Here is a 22,182-nt window from a genome sequence, read left to right as displayed (position 1 = left end):
ATTATGTCTTACTCTTATCAATTTCGTTTAGAAATTATCAAACTCGTCACCGAACAGGATTATGGTATCCGTGAGGTGGCTAAACTTCATAACATTCCCCATTCTGCCGTCATCTATTGGCTAAAAGCATTTCGGGAAAGAGGGATTGATGGCGTAAAATCGCCTTATACAAACCTTCAAACACCGAAAATAGTGAAGTCAAAAATGAAAAAGAAAGACATTGAAATCCCGGAAACCACAGACTTTTCACCTAAAGCGTTTAAAAAGTTACAACGAGAACTCGCCTTGGCTCGTGCGGAGATTGCTTACCTAAAGGAGTTGGAGAAGCTCGACCGTCAAAAACAACGACAGAAAAAAGAAAAATCATTGAAAGATTGAAGCCGGACCACGCGTTAAATGATTTACTTCATGTGGCTAAAATGCCTCGCTCAAGCTTTTACTATAAAGAGATTAAGCGAAATTATCACGAGGTAAAAGAGACTATCTTATCGCTGTACAAAAAGAACAGAAAACGAGATGGTTATCGCCCCATGACGTTTAAATTACGCCAAATGGGTTTTCATTTGAATCATAAAACGGTGTTAAAACTGATGAACGAGTTAGGTATTCATTCCATTTTACGTAAGAAAAGACATGGAAAACGAGGAAAAACATCGCATATTGCCCCGAATTTGCTGAATCGTGACTTTACAGCAACGGCACTCAATCAAAAATGGGTAACGGATGTAACGGAATTTCAGGTTGGGCAAGAAACGCTTTATTTTTCACCGTTGATGGACTTGGCTAACCGAGAAATTATTGCCTATAACTTTGCAACACGCCAGAAGTTTTCATTGGTAAAAAAGATGTTAGAACAAGGGCTTAGTAGGCTTAAACCGACAGAATGCCCGATTATTCATAGCGACCAAGGCGTATTATATGGCTCGGCGGAATGGGTAAAGATGTTGGAGGGTAAAGCGGTGCAAAGTATGAGCCGCCGAGGAAATTGCTACGATAATGCGGTGATTGAAAGCTTTTTTGCAATATTAAAATCAGAGTGCTTTTACTCTCGAACTTATCATTCAATTGCTGAATTACAGGCTGAAATTGAAGAATATTTAGTGTATTACAACCAAAAACGAATTAAACTTGCTTTCAAAGGATTGAGCCCGGTGCAATACCGAGCTCAATATTTAAGTTAACTAACCTGTCCAACTTTTGGGGGCAGATCACTTTGCATTAAGTGCGGTCATTTTTTATAGCTAGACAAAGTCTGACCATAAAAACCATATGCATAGCGTATGGAGCTAAATAGCTTAAGCGATGAATAGAAAAAATCCTTGCTATATAATGAACAAGGCTGACAACCGAAACTTAACATATAGTCGGATTATTTATCTCCTCGTCACGTGCAACTTGTTGCACGAATGATTAACCTTGATGTGTAATTCATTATTTCATGCGTAGCGTGCAGCTTGATACACGAATGATTCACCTCGATACGTAATTCGCGATTTCGTACGTAGCGTGCAACTTGTTGCACGAATGATTAACCTCGATGTGTAATTCACGATTTCATATGTAGCGTGCATCTTGATGCACGACCAAATCACACACGGAACGTTATTTACCCCTTTCGGACATTTACGATTTCGTGCAACAAGTTGCACGCTACGAGGAGATAAATAATCCGACTATATGTTAAGTTTCGGTTATCAGTTTTCACAAGCTCTTTGAGGAGCTTGTGAAGTATAGGTAAAAAACCGCACGTTTTATGTGCGGTTTGTGATTAAATTACTGCGGTTTCACCACAACATTTAGCAATTTGCCGGCAACATAAATTACCTTAACAATTTGCATTCCATCGGTAAAACGTTTGACGTTTTCATCAGCAAAAGCGATCGCTTTTACACTTTCTTCATCTGCCTCTGCAGCCACAGTGACTTTACCACGCACTTTGCCGTTTACTTGAACCACAATCAATTTTTCATCTTCAATCATTGCGTCAGGGTCGGCTTCCACCCATGGCGCAAAATCAATGGCGTCTTGGTTGCCTAATTCCTGCCACAAGCGGAAACAAATGTGTGGCGTAATTGGATAAAGCATACGTACGACAGCGCTCAAGGCTTCCGCCATGATGGCACGATCTTGCTCGTCATCTAATGGCGCACGGGTGAGTTTATTCATTAATTCCATGATTGCCGCAATCGCCGTATTGAACGTTTGACGACGACCAATGTCATCACTGACTTTCGCAATGGCTTTGTGGACATCACGACGTAACGCTTTTTGAGCGCTAGAAAGTGCGGTCGGATTGACAGCTGTTTTTGCCGGATTTTTGTTGTATTCAAACACTAAATTCCATACGCGTGCTAAGAAACGTTTCGCGCCTTCCACACCGGATTCTTGCCATTCCAAAGTCATTTCGGCAGGAGAGGCAAACATCATGAACAAGCGCACAGTGTCCGCGCCGTATTTTTCCACCATTTCTTGTGGGTCAATACCGTTGTTTTTGGATTTCGACATTTTGGTCATGCCGGCATGTACCAATTCATGGCCTTCATCATCCACCGCTTTCACGATACGCCCTTTGTCGTCACGCTCTAAAGTCACTTTAGTTGGCGAAACCCAAATACGTTCATTAGTCGGGCTGGTGTAATAGAACGCATCTGCCAATACCATGCCTTGACACAATAATTTATCGGCCGGTTCATCGCTGGTGACAAATCCTGCATCGCGTAATAATTTATGGAAGAAGCGGAAATATAATAAGTGCATGGTGGCATGCTCAATACCGCCGATATATTGATCCACCGGTAACCAATAATTTGCCTCTTCGCTGTTCAACATGCCTTGTTGATATTGTGGACAAGTGTAGCGGGCGTAATACCACGAGGATTCCATAAACGTATCGAAAGTATCGGTTTCTTTTAATGCCGGTTTGCCTTGATAGGTGGTTTTCGCCCATTCAGGATCTGCTTTAATCGGGCTGTTTACGCCATCCATAACCACATCTTCCGGCAGAATGATGGGCAAATCTTCCATCGGTGCCGGCACCACATCGCCATTTTCCAAGGTTAACATCGGAATTGGCGCGCCCCAATAACGTTGACGAGAAACACCCCAGTCGCGTAAACGGTAATTTACTTGGCGTTTGCCTACGCCTAATTGTTCTAATTTATCGGCAATGCCGTTGAACGCCGCCTCAAAGGTTAAACCATCAAACTCACCAGAATGAATCAGTTTGCCGTGTTCGGTAAAGGCTTGTTTGGTTAAATCAATTTCTTCACCGTTCATCGGTTCGATGACTTGTTTAATCGGTAAATGGTATTTTTGGGCAAATTCAAAATCGCGTTGATCATGCGCCGGCACGGCCATGACTGCACCGGTACCATAGTGCATTAACACAAAGTTTGCCACCCACACAGGCACTTGTTCGCCGGTTAACGGATGTACTGCATGCAAACCGGTCGCCATACCTTTTTTCTCCATAGTGGCAATGTCTGCTTCCGCGACTTTCGTGTTTTTCGCTTCTTGAATGAACTGTGCCAATTCAGGATGATTTTTTGCCGCCAGTGTCGCCAATGGATGGGCGGCAGCCACCGCCACATAACTCACGCCGTAGAACGTATCCGGACGAGTCGTGTAAACCGCTAATTTCTCATTGGTGTCTTTAATATCAAAAGTGATCTCCACCCCTTCAGAACGGCCAATCCAGTTACGTTGCATGGTTTTCACTTGATCCGGCCACTGCGGAAGCTGATCTAACCCGCCTAATAATTGTTCTGCATAGTCTGTGATTTTAATAAACCATTGCGGAATTTCTTTTTGTTCTACCGGTGTATCACAGCGCCAGCAACACCCTTCATGCACTTGTTCATTCGCCAAGACGGTTTTATCGTTCGGACACCAGTTCACCGTAGAGGTTTTTTTATACACCAAGCCTTTTTTATAAAGCTCCGTGAAAAACCATTGTTCCCATTTGTAATAATCCGGTTTACAGGTCGCAATTTCACGATCCCAGTCGAAACCAAAGCCTAAAAGTTGAAGTTGTTTCTTCATGTAAGCAATGTTTTCGTATGTCCACTTGGCCGGTGCGGTGTTGTTTTTCACTGCCGCGCCTTCCGCCGGCAACCCGAAAGCATCCCAACCGAACGGTTGTAACACATTTTTTCCTTTCATGCGTTGATAACGGGAAACCACATCACCGATGGTGTAATTACGCACATGCCCCATATGCAAACGGCCTGATGGATAAGGGAACATGGAAAGACAATAGTATTTTTCTTTATTGTTATCTTGGACAGCTTTAAAAGTTTTATTGTCCTGCCAGAATTTCTGCACTTCCGGTTCAAGTAAATCAGGACGATATTGTTCTTGCATAAAAAATCACCTTAAAAAATAGACCGCACTTTAGCGGGTTTTGACTGAGAAAATGCGCCATAGAATAGCGTAAAATGGGGAAAAATAACAGGAAGACGTGCGGTGTTTTTTATTCTTTTACAAAATGCCAAGAGTGATATACTAGCGCGCAATTTTTAATTTTTAGCGAACAAAAGAGACATTTTTATGACAACTCAAGCACTCAGCGTCGTCATTTTGGCGGCCGGCAAAGGTACTCGTATGTATTCCGATTTACCTAAAGTCTTACATCCGATTGCAGGCAAACCGATGGTAAAACACGTGATTGACACAGCGAAACAACTTGGCGCGCGCAATATTCATTTGGTTTACGGACACGGTGGCGATTTAATGCAACAGCGTTTGGCGGCGGAACCGGTGAATTGGGTTTTACAAACAGAACAGCTCGGCACAGGGCATGCGATGCAACAGGCCGCTCCGTTTTTTGCTGATGATGAAAATATTTTGATGGTGTACGGTGATGGACCGATGATCACGCCTGAAACCTTGCAAAAGTTAATTGATGCCAAGCCTGAAAATGGCGTTGCTGTTTTAACGGTGGTATTGGATAACCCAACAGGATATGGCCGAATTTTACGTGAAAACGGTAAAGTCGTTGGTATTGTGGAGCAAAAAGATGCCTCACCGGAACAACGGGAGATTCGTGAGATCAATACGGGGGTTTTGGTTGCTGACGGCGCGAGTTTTAAAAAATGGCTTGCTCAGTTAGACAATAATAATGCGCAAGGCGAGTATTACATTACAGATGTCATTGGGCTAGCAAATCGTGATGGATGCGCTGTTGTTGCAGTACAAGCTGAGGATTTTATGGAAGTTGAAGGTATTAATAACCGTCAACAATTAGCGCGTATGGAACGTTATTTTCAGCGTAAACAAGCGGATAAACTGATGTTGGCAGGCGTGATGTTGTTAGATCCTGAGCGTTTTGATTTGCGTGGTAACTTGACTCACGGTAAGGATGTTGAAATAGATGTTAACGTGATTTTAAACGGCAAAGTGCGGTTGGGAAATCGGGTGAAAATCGGTGCCGGTTGTGTGCTGACAAACTGTGATATCGGTGATGACGTGGAAATTAAACCGTATTCCGTACTGGAAGATGCCACCATAGGTGCCAATGCGGCTATCGGCCCATTCTCCCGCTTGCGTCCGGGCGCAGAACTGGCAGAAAACACCCATGTGGGCAATTTCGTGGAAATTAAAAAAGCGCACATCGGCAAAGGCTCCAAAGTGAACCACTTAACCTATGTGGGCGATGCGGAAATTGGTCAAAATTGTAATATCGGCGCAGGCGTGATTACCTGTAACTACGATGGTGCCAATAAATTTAAAACCACTATCGGCGATAACGTTTTTGTCGGCTCCGATAGCCAACTTATCGCGCCAGTGACGATTGAAAGCGGTGCGACGATTGGCGCCGGTTCCACTATCCGTTACGATGTTAAACGCGACGAACTGGTCACTACCCGTGTGCCACAAAAACACGTGCAAGGTTGGGAAAGACCGAAGAAAAAATAGCTCGAATAAATTGAACAATTCAAAGAGCAACGCAGTTAGGCTGTATTGCTCTTTTTTATTTATGGTATTTGAGGAATAAAGTGCGGTGATTTTTTTATATTTTTTGAGCGACTTCAAATCTCGATCTATTCATCACTATAATTATGTATGCATTCAAGTTAAACTAAAGGCATAGTATTAAAATGTGGTATGGAAATGCGTCGGATTTGATTTCAGAGGATAGTCATTTTCTATCCACTTCGGAAAAGGCGAATGTATTTGATTGGAGAATAGCATGAAACATTACGATCCGTTACGTATTGAATGGGATTGTCGGCGTGGGATGCTGGAGTTGGATAAGGTCATCATGCCGTTTTATAAACGGCATTTTGAGCAGTTAAGCGAGCATAAAAAAGCCATTTTTGTTCGCTTGTTGGCTTGCAGTGATTTGCAGTTGTTTTCTTGGTTCTTTAATCATGGCGAAATTGCGGATCCGCAATTGGCTGACATGGTACAGGAAATTCAGCAAAAGCTTAATCTAACACATTGATTTGCATTATTTTATTCATTTTTATAAAAGAACTGAACTTTTTTTTATTCATTTCGTCTAATTTGCTGTAAGCTTGCTGGCTTTGAAATTAAAGTTTGTGAGACGTAATATTTGAGGTGATATGGCTGAACAGCTAACAGATCAAGCTTTGGTAGAAAGGGTGCAGCAGGGAGATAAGAAAGCTTTCAATTTGTTGGTATCGCGTTATCAAAATAGAGTCGCCGGATTGTTAACGCGGTACGTTTCACCGAATGATATTCCCGATGTTGTACAAGAATCATTTATAAAAGCCTACCGTTCTATCGGTGCTTTTCGTGGTGATAGTGCTTTTTATACTTGGCTATATAGAATCGCAGTAAATACTGCAAAAAATTATTTAACGGCACAGGGTCGCCGTCCTCCAAATGAAGATATTTTGGCTGAAGAGGCAGAGTCTTACGATGTCGGATCGAATTTACGGGATGTGGCAACACCTGAAAACGAAATGTTATCTAACGAATTAAAGAAAATTGTGTTTGATACCATTAAAGGCTTACAAGAAGATTTACGCACAGCAATTACTTTGCGCGAAATTGAAGGATTGAGTTACGAAGAAATTGCGGAAATTATGGAATGTCCGGTGGGGACGGTCAGATCACGAATTTTTAGAGCACGTGAAATTATTGAAAGCAAGGTCAAACCGCTTTTACAACGTTAATTGAAAATTAAGAATACCACTACGGTGAGTCGGAGTAAAAAATGCAAAAAGAATTACTTTCAGCATATATGGACGGTGAGCAAGTGAATCCTACGTTCACCGAACAATTATGCCAAGATGCGGAATTGCAGGAAAGTTGGGAAGATTTTCACACCATTCGTTCTATTATGCGTCAAGAATCGAATGTTGTATTAGGCGCTGATTTCACCGCCAAAATGGAAAGCTTAATTGCAACAGAAGAGATTCAAGTGCCTAACGCAATGACGTCTCAACCGTTGCCACAGGAAGTGGAAAATACGCCGTTCATGCAAAAATTGAAAGCGTGGTTTATGCCGATAACACAGGTTGCCGTTGCAGCAAGCGTGTGTTTGGTAGCCGTATTAGGCGTGCAGTCTTTTAATGCGAAATCTACCGTTCAAAGTGCGGTGGATGCGCCAGTATTACAGACCTTGCCTTTTAACAATGGTGTGCAAGAAGTGAGTTACAATGCGCCAAGCAAAGATGTGATGACAGCTGAGCAGCTTGAGCAAAAAAATAAGCGTATTGGTGCGATGTTGCAAAGTTATGAACTACAACGCCGGGTTTATGCTGATTCCATCAATTTGGGGCAAAACCGCAACAATAAATAATCCTGCGTTTTGGGATGACCATTTTGTAAGAATTCACCACCATTTTTGGTGGTGAATTTGTTTATTAGGAATTTGATCATGTTAAAAACATTTCTAAAAACCACCGCACTTTTTTTCTTACTCAGTACTTCATTTTCTTCTGTCGGTGCCGAAACGCTTTCGGCGAAACAGTTGTTGCAGGAAATGAAGAAAGCCGCCGATCAGCTCAATTATGAGTTTTCTTTTGTGCAAACTACGCCGTCCAATATGGATTCGTTGCGTTATCGTCATTTTAAAGTGAACGGCAAAACATTTGCACAATTAGTGACGCTTGATGGCGCTCAACAAGAAATTATTCAACGCGATAAATTAATTAGCTATTTCCAGCCAAACTATCAACCTTTTAGTATTAACAGCGAAGGCATTACCGATAATTTGCCGCCACTTATTCGTGCGAATTTTGATACCTTGGAACAATACTATGATTTTGTGAATATCGGGCGTAATCGCGTAGCGGATCATGTGGTACAAACCATTCGAATTTTGCCGAAAGACGATTTTCGTTATCAATATGTTGCTTTTATTGATGAAGAGAATAACTTGCTGTTGCGCAGCGATATGTTGGATCGCGATGGCAATTTATTGGATCAATTCCGTGTCGTTAATGTGTATGTGGGAAATGGAATTTCAGGCTTAGTGGATTATTTCAATCAAGTGGCTTTCCCTCCATTACTCATGGATAAAAATGCCAATCAAACGCCAAACTTTACTTGGGCGCCGGGTTGGTTGCCACAAGGTTTTAAAGCAGTAAATCGTAGTATTGAACGTGATAGCAATGATAAAATTGAATCACAACTTTATAGCGATGGACTTTTTTCTTTTACGCTATATGTATCTGACAAAATGACTGAAAATACACAGCCGGATAATACTTGGCGACAAGGCGCATACACGATTTATAACGAAACCGTGGGCAATAAAGAGGTAACAATTATTGGGCAATTACCGATTTCTACGGCAAAACGTATTGTGCAAGACATTCAATTTAACAAAAACTAAATAGGCTTATTATGTTGACAGAAAGTGCGGTTGTGATTGAATACGAATCCGGCAAGGCGAAAGTCAAATGCCAATCACAAAGTGCCTGTGGCAGTTGTGCGGCGAAATCCGCTTGTGGAAATTCCGCATTATCGGAATTAACCGGTAGCGGTGCGCGTGGTGAGTATATTTTCACCATTGAAACCATTACCCCGCTAAAAGTTGGGCAGAGGGTGGAGATTGGTTTGTCTGAACATTCCTTGATCAAATCGGCGTTACTGATGTATTGCGTTCCGTTGTTCACCTTATTATTCAGCACACTGTTGTTTGATTCGTTGTTGAGTCACGAGCTTGTCAGCGTATTTTTTATTTTTATTTCCACCGCACTTTCCTTCCTTGGCGTGCGCTGGTATGCCCAAAAACTGAACCGTAAATCGGCTTACCAACCGGTGTTATTACGCGTACTTTAACGTAGATGACGCTCTATTTTCTCGCATTATTTCGTCTCTAGAGGATGGTTTTGAGCCTTCCTTATGTTTCATTGGAAGGCCAAGCATTGACGACGGCTTTCACTAACGTCGCCAATGGAATGGCGAAAAATACCCCCCAGAATCCCCACAAGCCGCCAAAAATAAGCACCGCAATAATGATAATCAGCGGATGTAAATTCACGGCTTCCGAAAAAAGAAAAGGCACAAGTAGGTTACCGTCTAAGAGCTGTGTGATGATAAATGTGATCACGATGTACCAAAACGTATGGGTATCACCGAACTGAAAAATCGCAACCAGCACGACAGGAATGGTCACTAACACCGCACCGATATAAGGCACTAATACGGAAAGTCCGACCGCTACGGCTAATAATAATGGGTAATTTAAGCCGAAAATGAGAAAGGTGGCGTAGGTGATGATGGTGACCACCAAAATTTCCATTAATTTTCCACGAATATAATTGGCGATTTGTTGTTGCATTTCTAACCAAACCACAGAGGCTAATGTTCGGTTACGCGGTAGAAAACAGCTGACGCCGGCAATTAATTGTTCTTTATCTTTCAGCAAGAAAAAAATCATGAGTGGCACAAGAAAAGAATAAATCCCCAATGTCACCAAGTTCATGATCGAGGAAAGAGAGAGTTTTAAGGCAGATTCGCCTAAACCGAGAATTTTAGTACGCACGGAACTGAAAATAGAATCAACCATTTGATAGTCAATTAATTCCGGGTAGTGTTCCGGCAAGGAGAGCAGCCATTCATTAAATTTATTGAACATATGTGGTAAATCGCCTAATAATCCCGCCATTTGCCCCCATAGATTAGGGATTAAAACGACAACAATTAAGAAAACCAAGCCGATAAATCCACCTAAAATAATGGTGCTAGCGAGTAGTCTTGGACATTTTAAGCGCGTATTTAACCAACGAACGGGCCATTCTAAAAGATAAGCAAGCACAATGGCAACGAGCAAGGGTGCAATCAAATCACTCAAAAAATAGATTAAGATAAAGCCAAACAACAAAATGGCAAATAATCCCATCGCTTGCGGATCGCTGAAACGACGAACGTACCACGTTTTTAACATTTCAATCATAATAAATACCTCTGTAAAACGGGTACGATTATAAGTTAAAATTTGAGCGAATCACATATACAGAAGGAATTTCCATGTCACTTATTCTTTTTCATAATCCTCGTTGTTCAAAAAGCCGTGAAACATTAGCTTTATTAGAACAGCGCCATATTCATCCTAAAATTGAGCTTTATTTGCAAAACACCTATACCCCGGCTGAATTACAGCATCTTGCAGATAAATTAGGTATTATCGATATCCGACAAATGATGCGAACAAAAGACGCGTTATATGGTGAACTGGGTCTGGATAACCCGAATTTGAGTCAGGAGGCGCTTTTGCAAGCGATTAGTCAGCATTCCTCACTTTTAGAACGTCCCATTCTTATTAACGGCAATAAAGCCAAAATAGGGCGCCCGCCGGAAAGTGTATTGGCTATTTTAGATTAGAAAAAATGCAATTATTTTCGACCGCACTTTGAAGGGCATGATGAATTAACTGCTTGCAGCGTAAAAACTGATTGAAACGTAAATTGGATGAGGATTTGATGATTGAAATAACCTAAAAAAATACCCTGCTTTTGCAGGGTATTTATTTTGTTCTCTGTGTAAAATTATTCGGTAACGATACTTACGTATTTACGGCTTTTCTCGCCTTTTACTTCAAATTTTACTTTACCATCGGCTGTCGCAAATAAGGTGTGGTCACGTCCCATTCCAACGTTGTTGCCTGCGTGGAATTTAGTACCACGTTGACGAACGATGATGCTACCTGCTAATACAGATTCGCCGCCGAAACGTTTAACACCAAGGCGTTTAGCTTCAGAATCACGACCGTTACGAGTTGAACCACCAGCTTTTTTAGTTGCCATCTACTTGCTCTCCTCTGAAATTATGCTTGAATCCCAGTGATTTTCACTTCTGTGAACCACTGACGATGACCTTGTTGTTTACGGCTGTGTTTACGACGACGGAACTTAACGATTTTTACTTTATCGCCACGACCTTGCGCAACTACTTCAGCCACTACTTTTGCACCAGCAACGACTGGGGCACCGATTTTAACATCTTCACCATTAACGACCATCAACACTGAATCGAATTCAACTGTTGCGCCAGTTGCAAGTTCAAGTTTTTCTAAACGAACCACTTGACCTTCGCTTACTCGGTGTTGTTTACCGCCACTTTGGAAAACTGCGTACATAAATACTCCGCTATCATTGTGCTCTAATGTTATTTCATTTCGCACATAAAATTCATATAAATAGGGCGCAAATTCTACGTAAAAATTTACCTTATGGCAAGGACTTCTTTAAAAGAAAATAAAAAATCCCACAAATTCCCCGGAACGATTTCAGAAAGCCTAAAAAATCAGGTAAAATCGACCGCACTTTATGCCTCAGTTTTAACGTAACCGGCCTTATGTAGCCCAAATTGACCAAAATGAAGACAACAAACTTAATGGATATGATGGCAATCCAGGCGTTAAGCCAAGCGGATATGCAAAAAGTGAACGAATCGATTTTAGCCCAGCTGAACTCAGATGTGGTGCTGATTAATCAATTGGGATTCTATATCGTACAAGGCGGTGGTAAGCGTATTCGTCCGTTAATCGCTGTGTTGGCGGCAAGAGCCTTAGGTTTTGAAGGGCAAAAAGCCATTACCTGTGCCACCTTTGTCGAATTTATTCACACGGCGTCTTTGTTGCATGATGATGTCGTCGATGAATCGGATATGCGTCGTGGGCGTGCTACGGCAAATGCGGAGTTTGGTAATGCTGCAAGCGTGTTGGTGGGCGATTTCATTTATACCCGCGCTTTCCAATTGGTTGCTCAGCTGGAATCGTTAAAAATTTTGCGCATTATGGCGGACGCCACCAATGTGTTGGCAGAAGGCGAAGTACAACAATTAATGAACGTGAACGATCCGCAAACCAGCGAAGAAAATTATATGCGGGTAATTTACAGTAAAACCGCCCGTTTATTTGAGGTGGCGGCGCAAGCTGCCGCAATCATTGCCGATGCGGATGACGAGCAGGAAAAAGCATTACAGAATTACGGTCGTTATCTCGGCACGGCATTCCAATTGGTGGATGATGTGCTAGATTACAGCGCGAATGCCAAGGCCTTAGGGAAAAATGTGGGCGATGATTTAGCCGAAGGCAAACCGACCCTTCCTTTATTACACGCAATGCATCATGGCAATGCACAACAAGCTGCGTTAATTCGTGAGGCCATTGAGCAAGGCGGAAAACGTGATGCCATTGATGACGTGCTAGCCATTATGGCGGAACACAATTCTTTGGATTACGCCATGAATCGCGCCAAACAAGAAGCGCAGAAAGCCGTTGATGCCATTCAAATTTTGCCAGAGAGCGAATATAAACAAGCGTTGATTTCTTTGGCTTATTTATCTGTAGATAGAAGTTATTAAAATGACAGAACAACAATCTCAAAGTGCGGTCGGTTTTCAACATAAAACACGCAAACAAAAAATACGTAAAGATTCGAATGCACCTTTTATTCGTGAAAAATTGGAATTGCCAGAAGGGCACAATAAACTGCTTTTGCATTCCTGCTGTGCTCCTTGCTCGGGTGAGGTGATGGAAGCCATTTTGGCGTCCGGTATTGAATTTACGATTTATTTCTACAACCCGAATATTCACCCGTTAAAAGAATATTTGATTCGCAAAGAAGAAAATATTCGTTTTGCGCAAAAATTTGGCATTCCATTTATTGATGCCGACTATGATCGTCAAGAATGGTTTGATCGTGCTAAAGGCATGGAATGGGAGCCGGAGCGCGGTATTCGTTGTACTATGTGTTTTGATATGCGTTTTGAAAAAGCCGCTGAATATGCTCATGAACACGGTTTCCCTGTATTCACCAGTTGCCTTGGTATTTCCCGCTGGAAAGACATGGAGCAAATTAACGGTTGCGGTCATCGCGCGGCAGAAAAATATGACGATGTGATTTATTGGGATTATAACTGGCGCAAAGAAGGCGGCTCACAACGGATGATTGAAATCAGTAAACGTGAGCGTTTTTATCAGCAAGAATATTGCGGTTGTGTTTATTCGTTGCGTGACAGCAATAAATGGCGCGAACAAACGGGCCGTCAAAAAATTGAAATCGGTAAACTTTATTACTCACCGAATCAGTAAGTCATTCCATGTATTGATTCATGACAGATAAATTTCAGGCGAAGTTTGCTTTTCTAGGGTGTTTATCTGCCTTTTCTTTCTTCTCTTCAATTGCTATTTCTTCTACCTCCAACAGGTAAAAATCTTCGGAAAATCTGCTTTTTTACTGGCGGGAAAAAGCGCAACTCGGTAGAATAGCCAGTCAATTTTTATGAACCATTAGAGTAAATTTTAGCCAGTATGACGCAAAAACTACATATTAAAACTTGGGGCTGCCAGATGAATGAATACGATTCATCGAAAATGGCGGATTTATTACACAGCACACACGGTTTGGAACTTACCGAGGTGCCGGAAGAAGCGGATGTTTTATTGTTAAATACCTGTTCCATTCGTGAAAAAGCACAGGAAAAAGTCTTCCATCAATTAGGTCGTTGGAAAGAATTAAAGAAAAATAACCCGAATTTATTGATTGGCGTAGGCGGTTGTGTGGCATCGCAGGAAGGCGAACATATTCGCACTCGTGCGCCTTATGTGGATATTGTTTTTGGGCCGCAAACGTTGCATCGTTTGCCGGAAATGATTAACCAAATTCGTGGCGGGAAAAGCTCCGTTGTGGATATAAGTTTCCCGGAAATCGAGAAATTTGACTGTTTGCCGGAGCCTCGCGCTGAAGGCCCAACAGCGTTTGTTTCTATTATGGAAGGCTGTAATAAATATTGTACTTATTGTGTAGTGCCTTATACCCGTGGCGAGGAAGTCAGCCGCCCGGTGGATGATATTTTATTTGAAATTGCGCAGTTAGCCGCACAGGGCGTGCGTGAAGTGAACTTGCTAGGTCAAAACGTGAATGCTTATCGTGGGCCGACATTTGACGGTGAAATTTGTACTTTTGCAGAATTATTACGTTTGGTCGCCGCCATTGATGGTATTGACCGCTTACGTTTTACCACAAGCCATCCAATCGAATTTACCGATGATATTATCGAGGTTTATCGTGATACACCGGAACTGGTGAGTTTCCTTCATTTGCCGGTGCAATCCGGTTCAGACCGTGTGTTAACCATGATGAAACGCGGGCATACCGCGCTTGAATACAAATCCATTATTCGCAAACTAAAAGCAGTACGTCCGAATATTCAAATCAGTTCTGACTTCATTGTGGGCTTCCCGGGGGAAACCAATGAAGATTTCGAGCAGACCATGAATTTGATCGCCCAAGTGAACTTCGACATGAGTTTTAGCTTCATTTATTCTGCCCGACCAGGTACACCGGCGGCAGATTATCCTGACGATGTCACCGAAGACGAGAAAAAACAACGTTTATATTTGTTGCAACAACGTATCAATAACCAAGCGGCACAATTCAGCCGTGCGATGTTAGGCACGGAGCAACGTGTATTAGTGGAAGGTCCGTCCAAGAAAGATATTATGGAATTAACCGGTCGTACGGAAACCAACCGTATTGTGAATTTCCAAGGTACGCCGGAAATGATTGGGAAATTTGTCGATATTAAAATCACCGATGTATTCACAAACTCCTTACGTGGTGAAGTGGTACGCACTGAAGATCAAATGGGCTTGCGTGTGTTGCAATCGCCACAAATGGTAATTAACCGCACCCGTAAAGAAGATGAACTGGGTGTAGGCCGTTACACCGGCTAATTTATCTGAGCTGAATGAAAAAACCTCGCGATGTTTGCGAGGTTTTTTATTACGACTATTTCTGCTTTTCGAGGAAAATTAAATATTCCTCCAACATTTCAATGGCTTCCAAACAACGGGCGCGACGTTGTTCTAGTTGTTCGAGTTTTAATCGGTTAAATGGAAGTCCCTCTCTCTGCGCTTCACTTAAACTATCTTGCTCATGCTGAATTTTTTCATTAAAAGACGCTAAATATTCATAATATTTTGCCAGACGTTCGCGCGGTGGCAGGCTGTGTACAGGATGTTGACGTTTATTTTGCGGTTTATTTTCTTCTTTATCTTTAACCGGAAAGAGCTGCGCATTTTGCTGTTGACGCGTTAAGGCATCCGAAAGTGCGGTGCATTGTGCGGATAGTTTTTGCGTGTAAAACTGCCAGACTTCAATGTTATCGCTTTCAACCTGTTCAAGCTGCATAAGAGAGTGTTCGATCTGCTCAAAATAAAATGCCGTTTTTTGCCAATTTTCCGTAAACAGATTGGGTGAAAATTTGGCATAAACAATCTCTTCTTTTTGCGAGGCATAACGTGAAAAGAAATGCTGAAGGCTTTGTTTTAGGCGTTGAGTGGAAATGTTGTTCATAGACATAAAAAAGAAAAAGTGCGGTGGAAAATTGATGTATTTTTCCGGCCGCACTTTTAGGGTTAGAGAGTCATTGCTGCAAGCCAGCCAAAGGCTAACAACGGAATGTTATAGTGAATGAAGGTAGGTACAACAGAATCCCAAATGTGGTCGTGTTTACCGTCCATATTCAAACCGGATGTCGGCCCTAAGGTTGAGTCAGACGCCGGTGAGCCCGCATCACCTAATGCCGCCGCAACGCCCACGATAGACACTGTGGCAAGTGGGGAGAAGCCGAAAGACAAACAAAGCGGTACATAAATCGAGGTGATGATTGGCACCGTAGAGAAGGAAGAGCCGATCCCCATGGTGATCAACAAGCCGACGAATAACATTAAGAACGCTGCAAGTCCTTTACTTTGTAAGCCTTGCCCTAAGGTTTGCACTAAGTCAGTTACACCGGTAGTTGTGTTAATCACATTGGCGAAACCGGAGGCAGCGATCATCACAAAGCCGATCATTGCCATTAAGCGTAAGCCTTGTTGGAAAATGTCGTTGCTTTCTTTGAGCTTAAAGATACCGAACACGGCAAAAATGACTAAACCGACTAAACCACCGATGATAGTAGAGCTTGTGACTAATTGTGTGGTGAAGGTAGCCACAATCGCAACAAGGCTTGCGGTGATTTGTTTTGGTGTAATGTTAGCAATGTGTTGCTCAATGTCTTGTGTTGTTGGTTCTGCTGTGGTGACGGCATATTCACGCGGTTTGCGATAAGTGATAAACACGGCAGTCAATAAGCCTAAAATCATCCCGGTTACCGGAATCATCATAGCGAGAGAGACTTCACCTACCGTTGTTTGTAACCCTAATGAGGCACCGACATGATTAATATTTTTCACCAAAACGCTTTCGATAAAGATTTTACCGAAACCCACCGGCAATAACATATAGGTGGCGGTTAAACCGAAAGTGAGGACGCAAGCAACGGCGCGACGGTCAATTTTTAGTTTGTTGAACACAGCAAGTAGCGGTGGAACAACAATTGGAATAAACGCAATGTGCACCGGTAACAAGTTTTGTGAGGAAATCGAGAACAAGACCAAAATTCCCAATAAGGCATATTTGAACATGGCAATCCCATTGGCGGATGGGGTTTTGTTCATGCGGGTAATGACTTTATAGGCGAGCAAATCGGTGATGCCTGATTTGGAAATGGCAATGGCAAAGGCACCGAGCATGGCATAGTTCATTGCCACTTCAGCACCGCCGCCGAGTCCGCCGGTAAAGGCTTCAATGGTTTTTGTTAGGCCTAAATCGCCGATTAAACCTGCAGTGAGGGCAGAAATAACCAAGGCAACGACCACGTTAATTCGCAACAAGCTGAGAATCAGCAAGACCGCGATGGAAATAACAACTGGATTGGTTAGCATTTTTTTGTCCTTATGAGTTAAGTGATTGATAATTTACTAGAGAAATAAAATTTGTCTAATAAAATCATTGGCTAATTTCTTAGGTATTTATTTTTGCTGTAAAAAAACAAACCCCTCAAAAGTCAACTTCCGAGGGGTTTTAAAGGATAACGTTTTATTCGTGCCTGCTCGGAAGTTATCTTCCAAGCACACCAAATACCTGAAAGATCATTCAGTTACGTGGTGATGATGGTGACGACGAATAAAGCGCATTTGGGAATCTCCTATGTGAATTGCTTTTTAAGCTACTTCAAAAAAAATTTTACTGCAAGTGTTTTTTCAAAAAAATGTGAAGTGCGGTCGATATTCTTGAGGTTTTTTACGTTTTGAAGAAAACATACGGGAATTTTCCTCAGTGTATTTTAGGATTTTCGCCAATATGCAATAAAACGCATATGTAACCTATTTAATTGAAAAAACACGGTAAAATCTCACCGCACTTTTTAGAATCGTAGCGACAACGTGTTACACGAATAAAAACACTCGTGAGGAAAATCATTCGTGCATCAAGATGCACGCTACAATATGAAATCACGCCCCCGTAGCGTGCAACTTGTTGCACGAATAAAAATGCTCGTGAGGAAAATCATTCGTGGCACGCTACGCACGAAATCATGAATGCTCGAAAGGGTTAAATAACGTTCTATGTATGGTTCGGTTCGTGCATCAAGATGCACGCTACAATATGAAATCACGCTCCCCGTAGCGTGCAACTTGTTGCACGAATAAAAACGCTCGTGAGGAAAATCATTCGTAGCACGCTACGCACGAAATCGTGAATGCTCGAAAGGGTTAAATAACGTTCTATGTATGGTTCGGTTCGTGCATCAAGATGCACGCTACAATATGAAATCACGCTCCTCGTAGCGTGCAACTTGTTGCACGAATAAAAACGCTCGTGAGGAAAATCATTCGTGGCACGCTACGCACGAAATCGTGAATTACGCATCGCATAGGTTTTTATAGCCAGATGTTGGTTGGCTATAATGAAAAGGATTAAGCCCTACTGAACTTAATCCTTCATGATGAATGGAAAAAACACGGTAAAATCTCACCGCACTTTTCAGGTCTAGAACGTGTAGTTTACACTTAAACGAACATCGCGACCCGGCTCAGGCAAGGTGGATACGCCCGCGCGTTGGCTGTGGCTGCTATAGTATTTGTTGAACGCATTGTTTAACGCCAAGTTAATGTTTACGTTTTTAACCGGTTTCCAAGTCACATAGAAATCGTTCACGCCATAGCCCGGACGTTTGGTGGTGGTTGCTCCGCCGCCACGGTTGTTGGTGGTGGAATCGTAGCTGGTATGTTGTACAAAGCGACCTTTCCAGCCGATTTCTACGTCAGGTTGTTCGAAACGGTAAGAGGCGCCAGTGGTCCAAGTGCGACCGATTGGAATCGCCGTGACAGTGTTGTCCACGGTTCTGCCGTCCAATTCCGGTTTGCTGTAAGCCACGCCGGCACGCAAGGTTAAGCCTTCATATTTATAGGCGGTGCCTAACTCGTAACCGTGATTTCTTAATTTGCCGGCATTTTGGATTTCATAATAACCCTGTCTGATTTGCGTAAAGGCGTGCGTGTCCTGAACGGTTTGCCAGAAATAGCTACCATTTAAGGAAAGGCTATCTGAGAATTTATAGTTGAAACCCACTTCCGCATTGCGAGATTTTTCCGGTTTGATGTTGTTGGCGATGGAATACACGGCCGTGCCTCCCCGGCTAGCGCCTGAAGAAAGCATGATTTCGTGGAAACGCGGGCTACGGGTAGCATAGTTTAAGCTGGTATTTAAACTAAGATCATTGGTGACTTCATAAATCAAACCAACGCTTGGATTCACACTGCCTTTCTTGGATTTTGAACCGTCCATGGCACGGAAATTGAAGTGATCGTAACGCAAACCGGTGGTTAAGGTGAATGCGCCTAAGCCCCAAATGCCCTCTGTGTAAACACCGACTTCACGTTTCTTTTGAGTCTTCATTTGGATGCCGTTTTGTACGGTAAGAGAATTCGGTTTACCTTCTTGGTCGCGGTAATTGACACCGTATTTGATTAAGTGAGATTCACCGATAGGTGAATCCAAGTTTACGTTAGCGCCATTGGCAATTAAACGGATTCTGGAACGTTCACTCGGCTCTTCACGGCTAATTACACTGCGCCATACATTAGCCTTAGCATTGCTAATCAAGCCCATGTTTTTGCCGGTCCATTCAATTTTGCTGGTATCGTTCGTGGTGATGCGATAGCGAGGGGCGTTATTTTCCGTATTCGGAATTTTGTTGCCATTGCGATCTAAAACATACCAAATATTCCCTTCTTGGTTTAACGTATAGCCGTTTGCACGCTGTTCTTTTGTGAGTGCCGGTGGAGTGCCATTTCGCCCATTTGCCGTTAGCCAATCCTGTGAAAAGTCAAATTCTTCACGAAGTGCGCGAACGCCGTAATGACGCTCTTGACGGTGGCTTAATTCAACGCGTTGATCTTCAGTAATATCAACTCCAACTTTGGCAAGCAACCCGCGTTGATGTAATGCACTGTTTTGAACTTTTGTACCGCCCTCTAAATTACGGAAATGATGACCGCCTTTATAGTCGCTTTCATTTACCCAATTGCCGGAAATTAACGCATCCATCGCTTGGGCGCGTGAATAAACGGTTGCACCTTTGCTCCAACCTTTGTTTGAGCTCACACCTGCATTTACCTTAAAACCAATGTCTTGACCGTCTTTCAGAAGATCTTTTGCGCTCACGGTTTCTGCCACGATAGCTCCGCTGGTTGCACCAATGCCGGCACTGGCTGACCCAGTCCCTTTTTGTACGCTGACTTTCTTCAATAGTGCCGGATCAAAGATGAAACGACCTTGATGGTGGAAAAGTTGAGCATCAGTATAAGCATCATCCACTTTTACATCCACTTGATCTTGCCCCATCCCACGAATGGTAAACCATTGTGATGTGCCGCGACCGCCACCGAAGTTAATCGCCGGTTCGTCTTTTAACAAACCTTTTAATTCGGTTTCCGTGCTGCGATTAATGGATTCTGTTGTAATCACATTGGTTTTACTTTTGGCACCGGTGTTTTCAGATACCACGTTAATCACGTCTAAGTTATCCGCATAAACCGTGGTGGTAACTAACATTGCAAGAGGAAGCAATGAAAAATGTTTGCGCATAAATGCTCCTTGTAGGTTAATAAAAGATAAAATTTATTGCGAAGAAATTTAACGTATTCACTTATTATATGCAAATAATTCTTATTAATATTCTCATATATAAAATAGACAACATAAGAAAACACAACGTTTTTTGACCGCACTTTATCTGCTTTTGAGGTTGGCTATGTGCATTCGGTTTTTGATTGCGTCAAAAGATGAGTTGAATCTGGAAATTGTGCAAGTGGAGTATATTTGAAATGGATAAACAAAAAAAGGAAAGTGAGTGATTCACTTTCCTTTTTGTTTTTTACTTATCGACTTATTGTTTTCGCCAAGTGGTGCCGTTCGGGCCGTCTTCTAACACAATGCCCATTTGGGTTAAGGCGTTGCGTGCCGCATCAGCAGCCGGCCAGTCTTTGGCAGCGCGGGCTTCGTTGCGTTGTTTGATAAGTCCTTCGATTTTGGCGACTTCGTCGTCATCGGAACCGGCTTGTAGAAATTGTTCCGGATCAAGCTGAAGCAAACCGAGAATGCCGGCAAGTTCGCGTAAACGAGCTGCAAGTCCGTTGGCTTTGGCCATGTCTTCGGTTTTCAGTTTGTTCAATTCGCGTGCCATTTCAAATAGTACAGAAAGGGCATTTGGCGTATTGAAATCATCGTCCATTGCCTCACGGAAGGCGTCCACAAAATTTTCACCGCCAAAAGCCACCGCACTTTTATCGGTGCCGCGCAATGCGGTGTAGAGGCGTTCTAATGCGCCATGGGCGAGATTGAGGTTTTCTTCGCTGTAATTTAATTGGCTGCGGTAGTGGGCACTGAGTAGGAAGTAACGTACGCTTTCCGCATCGTAGTGGCTTAATACATCGCGAATCGTGAAGAAGTTGCCGAGGGATTTCGACATTTTTTCTTTATCTACCATGATCATGCCGGAATGTAGCCAGTAGTTCACATACTGGTTACCGTGGGCGCAACAAGATTGAGCGATTTCGTTTTCGTGGTGTGGGAACATCAGATCAGAACCGCCACCGTGAATGTCAAAATGTTCGCCAAGTTGTTTGCTGTTCATGGCGGAACATTCAATGTGCCAGCCCGGACGGCCTTTGCCCCAAGGGGAATCCCAACTTGGTTCGTTTGGTTTGGACATTTTCCACAACACGAAATCCATTGGATTTTTCTTGATTTCATTGATTTCAATACGCGCGCCTGCTTGTAATTGTTCTAAATCTTGGCGGGATAATTTACCGTATTCTTTGAAGCTTTCCACATCAAACATCACATCGCCGTTATCTGCCACATAAGCATGTCCGCGTTGAATCAGTTTTTCAACAAGGGCAATAATTTCAGGAATGTGGTGTGTCGCGCGGGGCTCAAAATCCGGACGCAAAATGTTCAAAGCGTCAAAATCTTTATACATTTCCACGACCATGCGATCGACGAGTTGATCGCAGGTTTCTTTGTTTTCTAAGGCGCGTTTAATGATTTTATCGTCCACGTCAGTGATGTTGCGCACATAGGTCAACTCGTAGCCTAAATAGCGTAAGTAACGTGCGACAACATCAAAACACACAAACGTACGTCCATGTCCGATATGGCAGAGATCGTAAACGGTCACGCCGCAAACATACATGCCGATTTTGCCTGCATGAATCGGTTTAAAAATTTCTTTTTCGCGAGTAAGAGTATTGAAAAGTTTTAACATATTGGGATCCAAATCTTTTTGAAAACGCACCGCACTTTATGGCGATTTGGGGCGGATTATGGAATAATGACGCTCTTTAATTCGTATAGGAAAAGCACA

General features: G+C 42.7%; 20 protein-coding genes and 1 other annotated feature. Of the genes, 12 read left to right on the top strand and 8 right to left on the bottom strand.

The window, feature by feature from the left end; translation table 11 throughout:
- Nucleotides 1-3 precede the first annotated feature (3 nt).
- Nucleotides 4-378, top strand: coding sequence for a transposase (locus AC30SF_RS08890; RefSeq protein ID WP_489607422.1), 375 nt, complete (start codon nucleotides 4-6; stop codon nucleotides 376-378).
- A complete protein-coding gene (locus AC30SF_RS08885; protein ID WP_489607421.1) occupies nucleotides 375-1,181 on the top strand; it encodes an IS3 family transposase in 807 nt (268 codons plus the stop codon). Before AC30SF_RS08890 ends, AC30SF_RS08885 begins: the two co-directional genes overlap by 4 nt.
- Before the next feature lie 592 nt (nucleotides 1,182-1,773).
- On the opposite strand, the gene leuS is transcribed toward AC30SF_RS08885, so the two are convergent.
- Complete coding sequence (gene leuS, locus AC30SF_RS08880) at nucleotides 1,774-4,362, bottom strand: leucine--tRNA ligase (RefSeq protein ID WP_489608210.1); 2,589 nt, start codon at nucleotides 4,360-4,362, stop codon at nucleotides 1,774-1,776.
- Nucleotides 4,363-4,548: 186 nt separating this feature from the next.
- Here leuS and glmU point away from each other — a divergent pair, with 186 nt between their 5' ends.
- The 6 genes from glmU (at nucleotide 4,549) to AC30SF_RS08850 (ending at nucleotide 9,258) form a co-directional block, all read left to right on the top strand.
- The gene (gene glmU, locus AC30SF_RS08875) at nucleotides 4,549-5,916 is read left to right on the top strand and encodes a bifunctional UDP-N-acetylglucosamine diphosphorylase/glucosamine-1-phosphate N-acetyltransferase GlmU (protein ID WP_489608209.1); all 1,368 of its coding nucleotides are present in this window, start codon (nucleotides 4,549-4,551) and stop codon (nucleotides 5,914-5,916) included.
- Nucleotides 5,917-6,190: 274 nt separating this feature from the next.
- Nucleotides 6,191-6,445, top strand: coding sequence for an FAD assembly factor SdhE (locus AC30SF_RS08870; RefSeq protein WP_489608208.1), 255 nt, complete (start codon nucleotides 6,191-6,193; stop codon nucleotides 6,443-6,445).
- 121 nt (nucleotides 6,446-6,566) lie between these two features.
- Nucleotides 6,567-7,142: an RNA polymerase sigma factor RpoE gene (rpoE, locus tag AC30SF_RS08865; protein ID WP_021615491.1), complete on the top strand. Its 576-nt coding sequence runs from the start codon at nucleotides 6,567-6,569 to the stop codon at nucleotides 7,140-7,142.
- 41 nt (nucleotides 7,143-7,183) lie between these two features.
- A complete protein-coding gene (locus AC30SF_RS08860; protein ID WP_021615490.1) occupies nucleotides 7,184-7,771 on the top strand; it encodes a sigma-E factor negative regulatory protein in 588 nt (195 codons plus the stop codon).
- A gap of 78 nt (nucleotides 7,772-7,849) precedes the next feature.
- On the top strand, nucleotides 7,850-8,809 hold the full coding sequence (gene rseB, locus AC30SF_RS08855) for a sigma-E factor regulatory protein RseB (RefSeq protein WP_021615489.1): 960 nt from the start codon (nucleotides 7,850-7,852) through the stop codon (nucleotides 8,807-8,809).
- Between the two features lie 11 nt (nucleotides 8,810-8,820).
- The gene (locus tag AC30SF_RS08850) at nucleotides 8,821-9,258 is read left to right on the top strand and encodes a SoxR reducing system RseC family protein (protein ID WP_314115863.1); all 438 of its coding nucleotides are present in this window, start codon (nucleotides 8,821-8,823) and stop codon (nucleotides 9,256-9,258) included.
- Nucleotides 9,259-9,319: 61 nt separating this feature from the next.
- Here the strand turns inward: AC30SF_RS08850 and AC30SF_RS08845 are convergent, their stop codons facing one another.
- Nucleotides 9,320-10,375, bottom strand: a complete 1,056-nt coding sequence (locus AC30SF_RS08845; protein ID WP_489608207.1) for an AI-2E family transporter — start codon at nucleotides 10,373-10,375, stop codon at nucleotides 9,320-9,322.
- A gap of 74 nt (nucleotides 10,376-10,449) precedes the next feature.
- On the opposite strand from AC30SF_RS08845, the gene arsC reads away from it, so the two are divergent.
- Nucleotides 10,450-10,803: an arsenate reductase (glutaredoxin) gene (arsC, locus tag AC30SF_RS08840; RefSeq protein ID WP_314115865.1), complete on the top strand. Its 354-nt coding sequence runs from the start codon at nucleotides 10,450-10,452 to the stop codon at nucleotides 10,801-10,803.
- A 164-nt stretch (nucleotides 10,804-10,967) separates the two neighbouring features.
- On the opposite strand, the gene rpmA is transcribed toward arsC, so the two are convergent.
- Together rpmA and rplU are read right to left on the bottom strand one after the other, a co-directional pair.
- Nucleotides 10,968-11,225 (bottom strand): 50S ribosomal protein L27, encoded by a 258-nt coding sequence (gene rpmA / locus AC30SF_RS08835; RefSeq protein ID WP_005539872.1) that lies wholly within the window; start codon nucleotides 11,223-11,225, stop codon nucleotides 10,968-10,970.
- A gap of 20 nt (nucleotides 11,226-11,245) precedes the next feature.
- The gene (gene rplU, locus AC30SF_RS08830) at nucleotides 11,246-11,557 is read right to left on the bottom strand and encodes a 50S ribosomal protein L21 (RefSeq protein ID WP_005695431.1); all 312 of its coding nucleotides are present in this window, start codon (nucleotides 11,555-11,557) and stop codon (nucleotides 11,246-11,248) included.
- 257 nt (nucleotides 11,558-11,814) lie between these two features.
- Between rplU and ispB the strand changes: the two genes are divergently transcribed.
- From ispB to miaB, 3 genes are all read left to right on the top strand, one after another.
- Nucleotides 11,815-12,786, top strand: coding sequence for an octaprenyl diphosphate synthase (gene ispB / locus AC30SF_RS08825; protein WP_489608323.1), 972 nt, complete (start codon nucleotides 11,815-11,817; stop codon nucleotides 12,784-12,786).
- Nucleotide 12,787: 1 nt separating this feature from the next.
- Entirely contained in the window at nucleotides 12,788-13,516 is a 729-nt protein-coding gene (locus AC30SF_RS08820; protein WP_489608206.1) for an epoxyqueuosine reductase QueH, read from the top strand.
- A gap of 219 nt (nucleotides 13,517-13,735) precedes the next feature.
- Nucleotides 13,736-15,160, top strand: coding sequence for a tRNA (N6-isopentenyl adenosine(37)-C2)-methylthiotransferase MiaB (gene miaB, locus AC30SF_RS08815; protein ID WP_489608205.1), 1,425 nt, complete (start codon nucleotides 13,736-13,738; stop codon nucleotides 15,158-15,160).
- A gap of 55 nt (nucleotides 15,161-15,215) precedes the next feature.
- Here the strand turns inward: miaB and priC are convergent, their stop codons facing one another.
- The 4 genes from priC to cysS all read right to left on the bottom strand — a co-directional run bounded on the left by priC (nucleotide 15,216) and on the right by cysS (nucleotide 22,083).
- Nucleotides 15,216-15,782: a primosomal replication protein PriC gene (priC, locus tag AC30SF_RS08810; RefSeq protein ID WP_489608204.1), complete on the bottom strand. Its 567-nt coding sequence runs from the start codon at nucleotides 15,780-15,782 to the stop codon at nucleotides 15,216-15,218.
- A gap of 62 nt (nucleotides 15,783-15,844) precedes the next feature.
- On the bottom strand, nucleotides 15,845-17,194 hold the full coding sequence (locus tag AC30SF_RS08805) for a Na+/H+ antiporter family protein (protein ID WP_489608203.1): 1,350 nt from the start codon (nucleotides 17,192-17,194) through the stop codon (nucleotides 15,845-15,847).
- 103 nt (nucleotides 17,195-17,297) lie between these two features.
- Nucleotides 17,298-17,426: a sequence feature (His leader region), on the bottom strand.
- An 876-nt stretch (nucleotides 17,427-18,302) separates the two neighbouring features.
- Nucleotides 18,303-20,402 (bottom strand): TonB-dependent receptor domain-containing protein, encoded by a 2,100-nt coding sequence (locus AC30SF_RS08800; RefSeq protein ID WP_489608202.1) that lies wholly within the window; start codon nucleotides 20,400-20,402, stop codon nucleotides 18,303-18,305.
- A gap of 301 nt (nucleotides 20,403-20,703) precedes the next feature.
- Nucleotides 20,704-22,083, bottom strand: a complete 1,380-nt coding sequence (gene cysS / locus AC30SF_RS08795; protein WP_489608201.1) for a cysteine--tRNA ligase — start codon at nucleotides 22,081-22,083, stop codon at nucleotides 20,704-20,706.
- Nucleotides 22,084-22,182 lie beyond the last annotated feature (99 nt).

It is taken from the genome of Aggregatibacter valvarum (assembly GCF_980468985.1).
This window is presented reverse-complemented; position numbering and strand designations above follow the sequence as displayed.

What these genes read in the sequence shown, in the direction of transcription:
- AC30SF_RS08890 (WP_489607422.1), top strand. Translation starts at nt 4, where the DNA reads ATGTCTTACTCTTATCAATTTCGTTTAGAAATTATCAAACTCGTCACC.
- leuS (WP_489608210.1), bottom strand. Translation starts at nt 4,362, where the DNA reads ATGCAAGAACAATATCGTCCTGATTTACTTGAACCGGAAGTGCAGAAA.
- glmU (WP_489608209.1), top strand. Translation starts at nt 4,549, where the DNA reads ATGACAACTCAAGCACTCAGCGTCGTCATTTTGGCGGCCGGCAAAGGT.
- AC30SF_RS08870 (WP_489608208.1), top strand. Translation starts at nt 6,191, where the DNA reads ATGAAACATTACGATCCGTTACGTATTGAATGGGATTGTCGGCGTGGG.
- rpoE (WP_021615491.1), top strand. Translation starts at nt 6,567, where the DNA reads ATGGCTGAACAGCTAACAGATCAAGCTTTGGTAGAAAGGGTGCAGCAG.
- AC30SF_RS08860 (WP_021615490.1), top strand. Translation starts at nt 7,184, where the DNA reads ATGCAAAAAGAATTACTTTCAGCATATATGGACGGTGAGCAAGTGAAT.
- rseB (WP_021615489.1), top strand. Translation starts at nt 7,850, where the DNA reads ATGTTAAAAACATTTCTAAAAACCACCGCACTTTTTTTCTTACTCAGT.
- AC30SF_RS08850 (WP_314115863.1), top strand. Translation starts at nt 8,821, where the DNA reads ATGTTGACAGAAAGTGCGGTTGTGATTGAATACGAATCCGGCAAGGCG.
- AC30SF_RS08845 (WP_489608207.1), bottom strand. Translation starts at nt 10,375, where the DNA reads ATGATTGAAATGTTAAAAACGTGGTACGTTCGTCGTTTCAGCGATCCG.
- arsC (WP_314115865.1), top strand. Translation starts at nt 10,450, where the DNA reads ATGTCACTTATTCTTTTTCATAATCCTCGTTGTTCAAAAAGCCGTGAA.
- rpmA (WP_005539872.1), bottom strand. Translation starts at nt 11,225, where the DNA reads ATGGCAACTAAAAAAGCTGGTGGTTCAACTCGTAACGGTCGTGATTCT.
- rplU (WP_005695431.1), bottom strand. Translation starts at nt 11,557, where the DNA reads ATGTACGCAGTTTTCCAAAGTGGCGGTAAACAACACCGAGTAAGCGAA.
- ispB (WP_489608323.1), top strand. Translation starts at nt 11,815, where the DNA reads ATGGATATGATGGCAATCCAGGCGTTAAGCCAAGCGGATATGCAAAAA.
- AC30SF_RS08820 (WP_489608206.1), top strand. Translation starts at nt 12,788, where the DNA reads ATGACAGAACAACAATCTCAAAGTGCGGTCGGTTTTCAACATAAAACA.
- miaB (WP_489608205.1), top strand. Translation starts at nt 13,736, where the DNA reads ATGACGCAAAAACTACATATTAAAACTTGGGGCTGCCAGATGAATGAA.
- priC (WP_489608204.1), bottom strand. Translation starts at nt 15,782, where the DNA reads ATGAACAACATTTCCACTCAACGCCTAAAACAAAGCCTTCAGCATTTC.
- AC30SF_RS08805 (WP_489608203.1), bottom strand. Translation starts at nt 17,194, where the DNA reads ATGCTAACCAATCCAGTTGTTATTTCCATCGCGGTCTTGCTGATTCTC.
- AC30SF_RS08800 (WP_489608202.1), bottom strand. Translation starts at nt 20,402, where the DNA reads ATGCGCAAACATTTTTCATTGCTTCCTCTTGCAATGTTAGTTACCACC.
- cysS (WP_489608201.1), bottom strand. Translation starts at nt 22,083, where the DNA reads ATGTTAAAACTTTTCAATACTCTTACTCGCGAAAAAGAAATTTTTAAA.